The 12,291-nt window shown below is 43.7% G+C and carries 9 protein-coding genes; 6 read left to right on the forward strand and 3 right to left on the reverse strand.

Annotated elements, in window-relative coordinates:
- Window position 1: 1 nt before the first annotated feature.
- Window positions 2-1,567: an alkyl hydroperoxide reductase subunit F gene (gene ahpF, locus NI462_RS01015; RefSeq protein ID WP_253158745.1), complete on the reverse strand. Its 1,566-nt coding sequence runs from the start codon at window positions 1,565-1,567 to the stop codon at window positions 2-4.
- 233 nt (window positions 1,568-1,800) lie between these two features.
- Here ahpF and NI462_RS01020 point away from each other — a divergent pair, with 233 nt between their 5' ends.
- Window positions 1,801-2,019: a DUF1653 domain-containing protein gene (locus NI462_RS01020; RefSeq protein ID WP_016806821.1), complete on the forward strand. Its 219-nt coding sequence runs from the start codon at window positions 1,801-1,803 to the stop codon at window positions 2,017-2,019.
- Between the two features lie 24 nt (window positions 2,020-2,043).
- Window positions 2,044-2,634, forward strand: coding sequence for an O-methyltransferase (locus tag NI462_RS01025; protein ID WP_253158747.1), 591 nt, complete (start codon window positions 2,044-2,046; stop codon window positions 2,632-2,634).
- Window positions 2,635-2,645: 11 nt separating this feature from the next.
- Here NI462_RS01025 and NI462_RS01030 read toward each other — a convergent pair whose 3' ends face one another.
- A complete protein-coding gene (locus tag NI462_RS01030) occupies window positions 2,646-2,852 on the reverse strand; it encodes a KTSC domain-containing protein (RefSeq protein WP_004645498.1) in 207 nt (68 codons plus the stop codon).
- A gap of 292 nt (window positions 2,853-3,144) precedes the next feature.
- Window positions 3,145-3,708, reverse strand: a complete 564-nt coding sequence (gene ahpC / locus NI462_RS01035) for an alkyl hydroperoxide reductase subunit C (protein WP_004278916.1) — start codon at window positions 3,706-3,708, stop codon at window positions 3,145-3,147.
- A gap of 487 nt (window positions 3,709-4,195) precedes the next feature.
- Here ahpC and hrpA point away from each other — a divergent pair, with 487 nt between their 5' ends.
- The 4 genes from hrpA (at window position 4,196) to NI462_RS01055 (ending at window position 12,239) form a co-directional block, all read left to right on the forward strand.
- Window positions 4,196-8,116, forward strand: a complete 3,921-nt coding sequence (hrpA, locus tag NI462_RS01040; protein ID WP_253158750.1) for an ATP-dependent RNA helicase HrpA — start codon at window positions 4,196-4,198, stop codon at window positions 8,114-8,116.
- Window positions 8,117-8,146: 30 nt separating this feature from the next.
- A complete protein-coding gene (locus tag NI462_RS01045; protein ID WP_253158751.1) occupies window positions 8,147-9,256 on the forward strand; it encodes a beta-ketoacyl-ACP synthase III in 1,110 nt (369 codons plus the stop codon).
- A gap of 26 nt (window positions 9,257-9,282) precedes the next feature.
- Window positions 9,283-10,035 carry a 1-acyl-sn-glycerol-3-phosphate acyltransferase gene (locus NI462_RS01050; protein ID WP_253158753.1) on the forward strand — a complete coding sequence of 251 codons (753 nt, stop codon included), beginning with the start codon at window positions 9,283-9,285 and terminating at the stop codon, window positions 10,033-10,035.
- Between the two features lie 197 nt (window positions 10,036-10,232).
- Window positions 10,233-12,239, forward strand: coding sequence for a hypothetical protein (locus tag NI462_RS01055; protein WP_253158755.1), 2,007 nt, complete (start codon window positions 10,233-10,235; stop codon window positions 12,237-12,239).
- The last annotated feature ends 52 nt before the right edge of the window (window positions 12,240-12,291 follow it).

Below are 12,291 nucleotides of genomic sequence, written 5' to 3' on the forward strand. Positions count from 1 at the left end.
CTTACTGTACTGAACGGATGATGTAATCAAAAGCAGACAATGACGCCTTGGCACCTTCACCGGTGGCAATGATGATCTGCTTGTACGGCACTGTGGTACAGTCACCCGCTGCAAATACACCTTTCACATTGGTTTCGTTGCGGTCGTTAATCACAATCTCGCCACGGTTAGTTAGCTCAACAGCTGTTTCTTTCAGGAAATCCGTGTTTGGCAACAAACCGATCTGCACGAAGATCCCTGCAAGTTCAACTGTATGCTCTTCATCCGTAGCACGGTCTTTGTATTTCAGTGCAGTCACTTGTGCACCGTCACCCAGTACTTCAGTCGACAAGGCATTCTTGATCACCGTAGTGTTCGGCAAGCTGTTCAGTTTGTCTTGCAGCACCTGATCCGCACGCAATTTGGTATCAAATTCCACCAAAGTTACATGCTCTACAATCCCTGCCAGGTCGATCGCAGCTTCCACCCCCGAGTTACCACCGCCAATCACGGCGACACGTTTACCCTTAAACAGTGGGCCATCACAGTGCGGACAGTAGGCTACACCACGAGTTTTGTATTCCTGCTCACCTGGAACGTTCATCTCTCTCCAGCGTGCGCCGGTCGACAGAATCACGGTTTTAGATTCCAGTTTGGCACCATTCTCTAAAGTCACTTCCACCAGACCATTGGCCGTTTCGTCTGCCCCTTTGATGTTAGAGACACGTTGCAAGTTCATGATGTCGACCCCGTATTCACGCACGTGGGCTTCCATCTCTGCTGCAAACTTCGGACCTTGGGTTTTCTGTACAGACGTAAAGTTTTCAATGTCCATGGTATCCATGACCTGACCGCCCATGCGTTCAGCCACGATCCCGGTTTTAATGCCTTTACGCGCTGCATAGATGGCTGAAGTATTGCCTGCAGGTCCACCACCGATCACCAGGACATCAAAGGCGTCTTTGGTATTCAGCTTTTCAGCATCTTTGGCAGCGGCATTGCTATCCAGCTTGGCAATGATTTCTTCCAGTGTCATACGACCCTGACCGATATGCTGGTTATCCTGGAACACCATCGGAACCGCCATGATTTTGCGTTCTTCTACTTCGTCCTGGAAGAAAGCCCCATCAATCATGGTGGCAGTAGTACCCGGGTTATAGATGGCAATCAGGTTGAGTGCCTGAACCACATCCGGACAGTTATGACAGCTTAAAGACACAAATACATCGAAATTAGATTGAACACCCAGGCTCTTGATATTCGCCAGAACTTCATCTGAAACTTTCGGTGCATAACCTGAGGTTTGCAACAATGCCAGGATCAGTGAGGTGAACTCATGGCCCATTGGCAAGCCTGCAAAGAACACACGCGGTTCCTCACCTTGTTTGGCAATCCCGAAACTTGGCGTACGTTTGTTGGTGCCGTCAAAGCGTGCAGTGACTAAGTCAGACAGTGCAGCCACTTCGGACACCAGTTCCTGGATTTTGGCTGACTTGTCAGAGCCGTCTAAAGTCGCGACCAGTTCAATCGGGCCTTCCAAACGTTCTAATAGGGTTTTAAGTTGAGCTGAAGTATTTTGGTCTAACATTGCTAACGTCTCCAAAGGAGTAAATGTTTATTTGATAACAGGATATTAAATGAATTGAATAAATAGGTAAAACAGTTTGTTTTTATTTTATTGATCGGATTTACAGATTTATTAAAAAATTCATCATTAATTTCAAAGTTCTATATGGGGGCGAAAGATTAATTTTCAAGTAGTTTAGAGCAAGAATAAGGATTTTCAGCTAAGATTAAAACAAGATATTTGAGACTCGAATGATGGAATTACAACGCGGTATTTATCAACATTATAAGGGACAGCTTTATCAGGTGTTTAATGTCGCCACGCACAGTGAAACTGAAGAAAAGCTAGTGGTTTATCAATGTCTCTACGGTGATTATTCAATTTGGGTACGTCCTTTAACGATGTTCACTGAAACCATTACCACTAACGATGATCGTGAAGTAGAGCGTTTTAAATTGATTCAGGCACTTTAAGCCCAACAGACTCAGGGAAGAGTGATGCAAAAGTCAGATGAATTTGAAAGATTCATGCAGGAATTATATGAAAAGTTTCATAGGCATGATCTTAAGCAGGCAGATCGCCTGCACCGATATCGCAATATAGAACCAGAATCCGGTCGATTTTTATCTATGCTGATTCGTGCGCAACAATCGAAAAGTATTCTGGAAATTGGGACTTCTACTGGTTATTCCACTTTATGGCTGGCAGAAGCGGCTCGGCAGACTCAAGCCATGATTACAACACTTGAAGTTGATGCAGAACGGGTTATTCAGGCAAAGCAATATGCGACAGAAATAGATCTTGCAGATTTAATCAATTTTAAAGTGATTGATGCACAAGTTTATCTGAAGGAAGAACAGGAAATATTTGATTTTATCCTGTTAGATGCTGAACGAGATGCTTATGTCAGTTACTGGCCACATTTGAGTCGATTACTTAAAGCAAAGGGCGGGTTACTGGTAGTTGATAATGTCATTTCACATGCAGCAGAAGTCGAAGAGTTTATTGCCTTAATTCAGCAAGACCCACGTTTTATCATGAGTACTGTACCCATAGGCGCAGGTTTGCTGATGGTGGGATTTCGTTAAATGGATTCGCTTTAATCCATGCAAATTTTATTAAAATGTAAATTATATTCGAGATACTTTTCTACGAATGCAGCTTTGTCTTGGCGTCTTAGTAAGTTGTCATAAATAAATTCAGGTACGGGATGATACAGCTCGGCATGACCATTACTGTATACAATTTTCAGGTGGCGGCTTGAGGGATTGTATTTCCAAGAAATCACGGTAAGCAGTTTTTGCATATGCGTTCCTCCACTGAATATTTCTTATCTTATCATTTGAACTTATGCCATATGGCTCTGCAGATGTATAGCTCAATTGTAAGAATCGGTAAGGATTATGAGAAAGCGAAGCAAAAGATATGCCTGAATTTTTATATGATGGATCAAGAAAGAAATAGGACTGCAATATTTAAAGTCCTAACAAAATAATTTAAAAAAATAAAATCCAGTATTGCACTGACATAAAAGTTCAAACCATAAAAAACCACGCTAAAAAGCGTGGTTTTTTTGAATCAGTTCAATCTAATTAAAATTAGATTTTACCCACTAGGTCGATTGAAGGAGCAAGAGTTGCATCGCCTTCTTTCCATTTAGCTGGGCAAACTTCGCCTGGGTGAGCGTGTACATACTGAGCTGCTTTAACTTTACGAAGAAGTTCTTGAGCGTCACGGCCGATACCACCAGCGTTGATTTCAACGATTTGGATTTTACCTTCTGGATCGATCACGAAAGTACCACGATCAGCAAGGCCGTCAGCTTCGATTAATACGTCAAAGTTTTTAGCAAGAGTCCAGTTTGCATCACCAACCATTACATACTGGATTTTTTTGATTTCTTCTGAAGAATCGTGCCAAGCTTTGTGAGTGAAATGCGTGTCAGTAGAAACTGAGTAGATTTCAACGCCTAGTTTTTGGAATTCAGCGTAGTTGTCAGCAAGGTCACCAAGTTCAGTCGGGCAAACGAAAGTGAAGTCAGCTGGGTAGAAGAATACAACAGACCATTTGCCTTTCAGGTCAGCTTCAGTAACTTCAATGAATTTGCCGTTTTGGAATGCAGTTGCTTTAAATGGTTTAACTTCAGTATTAATTAAGCTCATCATTGTCTCCATGATTGAGGTAGTCTTTGATTTTGAATAAGAGTATCGAAATTTTGGTTGATGCTAAAATGGTATTTTTACATTACAAACATCGGAAAAACCGAATTAAGTAAAAACGCGCCACTTCGGCAAAATCGCTTTGTTCATTGAGCAGCATCAAGATGATGGCCTGATGACAAAATTATCTCTTTTTCCTCGTGCTAGCAAACATGATGTTGAAACGAAAAAATTCAAGGGGCGATTCGGAAAAAAGCATGATTTCCGCAAAATAATTTAAATATTAATTCGAAACTTAAACTGATGATTAAATCTACTCAGGAAGATTCAAGCGTGTCATAGATATTTTGACAGGTTTATGGCGCTGAATTGAGGGAAATCAGGCGATCAAAGCCAATTTGTCCGGCACTTAACAGAACTACGACTATCTGAAATCTAATGAACCAAGTAAAATAAACCTTTCCGGTTTTTTGATGTGGGTGTTTTCTCTGTGCAGAGTCATTTAAATGTAGATCAATGGATAATGGCGCGTGACCGTCACCGTTTAAATCGACTGAAAAAAGGGAAAGACGCAGATGCCAAGCAGTATCAGGAATTATTTGAAAAATCCAATCTGAAAGTACGGCAACGGCTTGAGCGTCTTCCGAACATCAAGCTAAATCAGGATCTGCCGGTAACCCAGTATGCTGACAAGCTGATTACCGCGATTCAAAAGCATCAGGTTATTATTGTAGCTGGTGAAACCGGTTCTGGTAAAACCACCCAGTTACCGCAAATTGCTATGCTGGCTGGACGTGGCCTGACCGGAATGATCGGACATACCCAGCCGCGTCGACTGGCAGCCCGCAGCGTATCACAGCGTATTGCCGAAGAAGTTGGCGAAAAACTCGGTGAATCAATTTCCTTTAAAGTCCGTTTCACTGAACAGGGTTCACAAGATTCAATTGTGCGTTTGATGACTGATGGTATTTTACTTGCCGAACTGACGCATGACCGTTACCTGACCAAATATGACACGATTATTATTGATGAAGCGCATGAACGCTCACTGAATATCGACTTCATTATGGGTTATCTGAAGCAGCTGTTGCCACGTCGTCCCGATCTGAAAGTCATCATTACTTCTGCAACCCTGGATGTAAAACGTTTTAGCAGTTACTTTAATGGGGCGCCAATTTTTGAAGTAGAAGGCCGCAGCTTCCCAGTTGAGCTACGTTATCGCCCGATCTCGGAAATGAGCATTGGCGGTAGTGATGATGACGAGTTTGATGATTTTGAAGAAAACCTGCCACGTGCCGTAGTCAAAGCAGTTGAAGAATGCTTTCAGGATGCACAGGAAAAAGGTCATCCCGAACATGCTGATATCCTGATTTTTGCCAGTACGGAACAGGAAATTCGCGAACTACAGGAAACCTTGATCAAACACGGGCCACGACATACGGAAGTATTAACTTTATATGCGCGTCTGGCGCTAGCCGAACAACAGAAAATCTTTAATCCTTCTGGTGGTGGGCGACGTATTATTATTGCCACCAACGTAGCAGAAACGGCTCTAACCGTTCCAAATATCCGGTATGTGATTGATAGTGGTTTTGCCCGTATTTCACGTTATAACTATCGTTCACGGGTGCAGCGCCTGCCGATTGAAGCCGTTTCTCAGGCAGCAGCCAATCAGCGTAAAGGCCGCTGTGGCCGTATTGCACCGGGTGTCTGTATTCGTCTGTATTCTGAAGAAGACTTCCTCAGCCGTCCTGAATTTACCGAACCGGAAATCAAGCGAACTAACCTGGCATCCGTCATTTTGCAGATGCAAAGTCTAGGTTTGGGTTCACTGGAAGACTTCGATTTTATCGAACCGCCAGATCACCGTCTGGTGAATGATGGCCGTAAGCTCCTCATTGAACTGGGTGCAATGGCTGAGAAAAACTCCCCTCAAGTTAGTGATGAAAAGCAGTCAGCAACTCCTTCCTCCTTTAAAAAAGGGGAAACGCAAGGTGGATTAACCAAGATTGGTCAACAAATGGCGAAAATGCCGATCGATCCACGTCTGGCCCGTATGATTCTTGGTGGTGCACATTTTGGGGTATTGAATGAAGTGCTGGTCATTGTGGCAGCACTTGCAGTTCAGGACCCGCGTGAGCGTCCGGCGGACAAGCAGATGCAGGCTGATCAGAAACATGCACTATTCCGTGAAGCCGATTCTGATTTCCTGTTCTATATCAAGCTCTGGGAGACGCTGCATAATAACCGCGACAGCATGAGTGAAAATAAGCGTCGTACTTTTGCGCGCAATCACTTCTTGAGCTGGCTGCGTCTGCGTGAATGGAAGAAAACTCATGAGCAACTGGTGGATTTGGCTAAGGGTTTAAAACTGTCATTTAATGAAAAGAAAGCCAGTTATGAAAATCTGCACCGTGCCTTGTTGACCGGCCTGTTATCGTTTATCGCCAACAAGACCGATGAGCGTAATGTCTTTATGGCAGTGCGTCAGCAAAAAGCACGGATTTTCCCGGCTTCTACCTTGCACAAGACCAATACGCCGTGGGTGATGGCCTTTGAAATGGTCGAGACCTCCCAGGTGTATTTACGTACCCTGGCCAAGATTGAACCGGAATGGATTCTGCTGGCGGCGCGTGACTTGCTCAAGCATCATTATTTTGAACCGCACTGGTCGAAAAAAGCTGGGGTAGTGAATGCCTATGACCAGATTTCATTATTTGGTCTGATTATTGAGCCGAAACGCCCAATCAATTATGAAAAAGTTGATCAGGCGGCTGCGCATGAAATTTTCTTGCGGGATGCATTAACTACCGGTCATCTAGGGATTACTCCGCCATTTTTAAAGCATAATCTACTTAAACTGGAAGAAGTCGAGCGAGTAGAAGACAAGCTGCGTCGTCGTGATCTGGTGGTTGATGAAGAAACCATTTACCAGTTCTATGCCTCCAAAGTGCCGCCTGAAGTGGCCAGCCGTCGTACTTTTGAAGACTGGCGTGCCACAGTAGAGCCGCAGAATCCGCGTTATTTATTTGTTGATGACGATGCGCTGTGGCTAAATGATCGTCCAACCACACAACAATTCCCGGACTATTTGCAGAATGGTAGCCTGCGTCTGGCTGCAACCTATCGTTTTGACCCGAGTCATGATGAAGATGGCGCGACAGTTAAAATTCCATTGCAAGCCTTGGCACAGGTCGATGAAGGTATCTGGTCATGGGGAATTCCGGGATGGCGTCTGGATCTGATTGAAGCATTGCTAAAAGCTTTGCCGAAGGATAAGCGCCGTAATCTGGTGCCGATTCCGGATACTGCACGAAAACTCATGGCAAAAGTAGATGCGCAGGATTTACAGAAACATATTTTTAGTTTCTTGGCATTCCAGTTGCGGGGCGATCAAATCACTGAGAAAGATTTCAGTTTTGACCGGGTCGATCAATATCTGTTGCCATTTATCAAAGTTACTGATGAAAAAGGTCGTGTTATTGAACAGGGGCGTGATCTTGCTGAGCTGAAAGCGCGCTGCCGGACTGAAACGCATAGTCCGGTCAAACAGCTTAAAGGTGAATTTAAAACCTTCCCGGAAAGCTTTGTATTTGAAGCATCGCAAAAAGTCACCGGTGTCGTGGTCAAGCAGTATCAGGCGCTGGTTCCGACCAAAGCCTTCGCTGCGCTGGAGCAGAAAGATGAATCTGGTGTGGTGATTCAGACTTTTAATGATCAGGCTGAAGCGGTTAAAAAACATCGTGAAGGGGTGATCCGACTGGTGCATATGCAACTCGGAGACTTGACCCGCCAGTTGAAAAAACAGATTTCCAAACCTTTGGCGCTGGCTTATTCGCCACTTGGTGATAAAGCGCAACTGGAACAAATGTTAGTTTATGCCACACTACATATGTCTATTAATGAGCTACCTGTCAATGCGCAAGAGTTCCAAAAGCTGGTTGAAGATGTAAAAAAATCTTTCCTGACTTATGGCCAGGTTGCCCTGAAAGAAATCACGGATATTTATATCCAGTGGCAGGAAATCCGCCGGAAATTATTGGTTTTAGACCATTCTGTGTTTGAAAAAAATATGAATGATATTGAAGATCAGCTTGATTTAATGAGCCTTTCTGACTTTGTGTATCGTAAACCTTCCGATGTATGGAGCGAATTTCCACGTTATTTGAAAGCCTTGATCTTGCGTTTAGAGCGCTTGCCCAATAATCTACAAAGGGACAATTCCGCCATTGACCAAATTGATCAATGGATGGAAAAATTATTCAAGTTTAAAGATGACGCTCGCCTGAAAGAATTGTATTTCATGGTCGAGGAGTTAAGAATCTCATTGTTTTCACAACCGATGAAAACAAAAGCACCCGTGTCTCCAACTCGCTTGCAAAAAGTATGGGATCGTCTTGGAATCAGTTAAGATATAGGTAATTCAGATAAGGAATTTTACATGGGCATCCGCATTACGGGTACGGGCTTATTCCATCCGGAAAATGTCATCACCAATGAAGAATTAGTTGAAAGTTTAAATGCTTATGTGGAACTGTTTAATCACGAAAATGCTGACAAAATCGCTGCAGGCGAAGTTGAAGCGCGTCGTGGTTCTAGCGCAGACTTTATTGAAAAAGCATCTGGCGTACAACGCCGTTATGTCGTAGAAAAATCAGGTATTCTTGATCCAAAACGCTTACGTCCAAATTTACGTGAACGTGCAGATGATGAAATTTCACTGCAAGCAGAATGGGGCGTAATCGCAGCCAAGCAGGCGATGGAAAATGCCGGTGTGACTGCCGAAGATATTGATATCGTGATCTTGTCATGCTCGAATTTGCAACGTGCTTATCCTGCTGTCGCCATCGAGATTCAAACCGCTCTAGGTATCAAAGGCTATGCCTATGACATGAACGTGGCGTGTTCTGCAGCAACATTTGGTCTGAAACAGGCTTATGATGCGATCAAAGCTGGCGCGCGTCGTGTGTTATTGGTGAATGTGGAAATTACTTCTGCACATACCGATTTCCGTTCACGTGATTGTCACTTTATTTTTGGTGATGTGGCAACCGCTTCAATTATTGAAAATACCGACAGCAAAACCGGTTTTGAAATTCTGGATTCTGAGTTGTTTACCCAGTTCTCGAATAACATCCGCAATAACTTCGGTTTCCTGAACATGTCTGAAAATGCTGATATTGATGACAAGCGTTTCCGTCAGGATGGTCGTAAGGTATTTAAAGAAGTCTGTCCACTGGTTGCGAAAATGATTACTGCGCAACTGGAGAAGAACCAGATTGAGCCGACAGGTGTTAAACGCTTCTGGTTGCACCAGGCCAATGCCAGCATGAATGAACTGATCCTGAAACTGGTCGTTGGTAAAGAAAATGCCAAACCTGGTCTGGTACCGATCATTCTGAATGAGTTTGCCAACACCTCTTCTGCTGGGGTGATCATCGCCTTACACCGTACTGCACATGAAGTTGAAGATGGTGAGTACGGCGTGTTGTGTTCATTTGGTGCGGGTTATTCGGTAGGTTCGATTCTGGTCCAAAAGCGCGTGGCATAATCCGGAGTCAATAGGGAGCAAACAGCTTGCAGGTCAAACATGATGGGCAATGGATTAGACGCTTAAGTGCCTTATCCAAATTATATTTTACCCCTACCTTTTTAGGGGCAGAATATATTGATGCCAGTCGGCCTGCAATGTATGTCGGTAATCATTCCATGTACGGCATCTTTGATTCGCCGATGCTGATTGATTATCTCTATAACGAACATAAGGTGGCTGTGGTCAGTATTGCAGATCATAGCCATTTTTATGTACCGCTATGGCGTGAAGCCGTGAAAAAGTTTGGGGCAGTCGATGGCATCCAGCATTATGTACGTGCTGTGATGCAGCAGGGCTACTCCATTCTGGTGTTTCCGGGAGGCGGTCGCGAAGTACTTAAACGTCAGGGTGAACAGTATCAACTGATCTGGAAGCAACGTTACGGATTTTTAAAGCTAGCTCAGGAATTCAACTATGATATTGTCCCTTTTGCCGCGCTCGGTGGGGATGAAGTCTATGAGATCGGCTTTGATGCCAATAAGATCATCCAGCATAAATATTTTCAAAAACTTCTCAAAGTACCACAACTCAATAAATTACTACGTCAGGGCGATGTGATTCCATCTTTGCCTAAACGATTATTCCCAAAACGCCTGCCATTTTATTTTCAGTTTATGCCACGACAATCGATTGCTCGGGTCCAGACTCAAGAAGAGCTAATTGCATTTCGATACAGCTTGCAGCAACATATTTATACAGGTTTAGCCGAGCTTAAGGTGCTACGTCAGCAAAACTAAAAAAAGAAAAATTCTTCCTGTAAAATCTAGGCTATCATCTATTGAGATGTTCTATTTTTAGCAATGAGGATGCAGGGACTTTTTTATAGTGCAAGTGATGCCATAATGTATTTTTAAGTGTTCATTGATTGGCGATCAAGGACTCAGCATGATCCAATATAAAAATAAGATGATTCTAAGATGACCGAGGTGCACGTATGGAACAAGATAGCTTGGTAGCACCTTTAAGGTTATTGGCACAACAATGTTTACGGATTTCTCCGGAGCTGAACCAGCTTTATCTTGATCAGATGGCGATAATTGGTCATTTAAATGCACAAAATTTAATAAAAATCCAGCAGGATCAATACCGGATTGAATTGCTGGATGGCCTGTTTCATATCCAGTTTCATACTCCCCACACACTGGACTCTGGAACTGTGCCTGCTTTGGTCGACAGTCATTTTTATTTTCAGCAATGTAAAGCGGAAGCACTAGAGGAATTCTTTTTACAGGATATCTATTTCCTGACCGGGGATTTAAAACCACAGCATTCGCTGTATTTACGCGACAAAGCCAAACAGTTACGTCAATTTATCCTGGCTCAGGTCTATGCCTGGGTTAATGGCCCGGAACGGGTGTTCGAATTTTTGCGACAGATGTCGGTTGTTCAGGCTGAGATTATCGACCAGCAGCTGATTAAGGCCGGACTATACATAACACCCATCATGCAAAACTTTGTGCAGCATGGAAACGAAATTCCAGAGCAGATTCTTGAAAGCTTGCAACAGGCTTTTTCTTTGGAGTGTCTACAGCAGGCTGAATTCCTGTCGATCCAGTCATTGATGGACAGTCTGGATGAGTTCTGTTTTAGCGCCGCGCAGTTTTTGCCTCCGGCGATGTTCCGGATTATGTCACTGTCTTTTGAAGAGCGCTTTAATCTGCATGAACTGAATGATCATACTGATGATATCTGTTTGCTATATCGGCATGCTGAGGAGCAGAGCAACTTGCTCGGTTTTGTCCGATTGATGAACCGGGATGTGTGGCATCGGGATGATTTATTATCTAAACGGAATTTCCTGGAAAATCATCCGTATTTATGGCAGAAAAAGGTGGCCCGATTGCCACTGTTTGACTGTCATCGTGCCGTGAACTGGATCTTTAAGCAACCGGCCGAGGTACTGGACTGGATTAGTAATAATATCCAGCATAGCAGTGTGCGGGTCGCAGTAACGGCCTTAAGTTTTATAGACAGCCATCATATACATCCACAGATTATTCTGGCGACTTTACAATATTTTCAATATGTCTCGGCGCGATTGTTTATTCATAGCATGCATGCATATGCAATCCAGCACGACTGGTTTCAGCACCAGCATAATCAGGCGGTGGTATTAAAAGGCACACGCCAATCGATTGAGGATCAACGGATTGCGATTAGTCCCTCAATTCTGTATCTGGATGAATGGATGGAGCTGCTGCGCAATGTGGTCAAAATGGATGATCAGCTGACCAAAAAGGTTTATCTGAACTTGAGCCGGATGATGCAGGCGTATATGCAGTATTTATATAAAATTACGGTGCATTTGCCAGATGAGGTTCTGGTGTATATTCAGCCTCCAAGCCAGCAGAACCGTGATTTCTATAATGTTCTGCACCGCTATCGAATTCCTTTTACTGAGTTCAGGCAGCTATTTTATTTGCAAAGCGGGCATGTACGGGAGTCGCTCTTTGACAGTTATGTGCGCGACTATCTGGTAGAGTATTTTTCCAGCCATACAGAAATACCGAAAAATCTGAGCTGGACCAGTTTGTTTAATCAGGCGGTCGTCTGGCATGATCAGATTCAAAAGCAGGAAATGATCGCCAAGCTGAAAAAACAGTTTGCACTGGTGAACTGGACGCCAATCACTCAGGTTTCATTTTTACTGTATTTCAACTGGCGTTTTGAAGAGCTTAAAACTTTGGATCGGATTTTAGAGGAATCTAAAATTTTCAGGAACTGTCTGGCGGCAAGCTATGCTCAGCAAATTGTGGAAAGGCAGTATGTGGCCTTTCGCATGTCTCATCCCGCTGTTCGTCTACCCTTGATCTTGGGGTGTCAATTGGTGAATGGACAGGTGATCTTTGATCAGCTGGAATATCCGAATAACCAGAAAGCAGAAGCTGAATACAGCAATATTGCCATGCATTTTATTAACTGGCTCAACTTGCAGGCCTGACAGTTCAATACAGCTTGTTTTCCGCCATGACGCTTAACTTTTCCGCTAAAAA

Origin of the sequence: Acinetobacter lwoffii (genome assembly GCF_024129715.1) — a bacterium.
GTDB lineage: Bacteria > Pseudomonadota > Gammaproteobacteria > Pseudomonadales > Moraxellaceae > Acinetobacter > Acinetobacter lwoffii_U.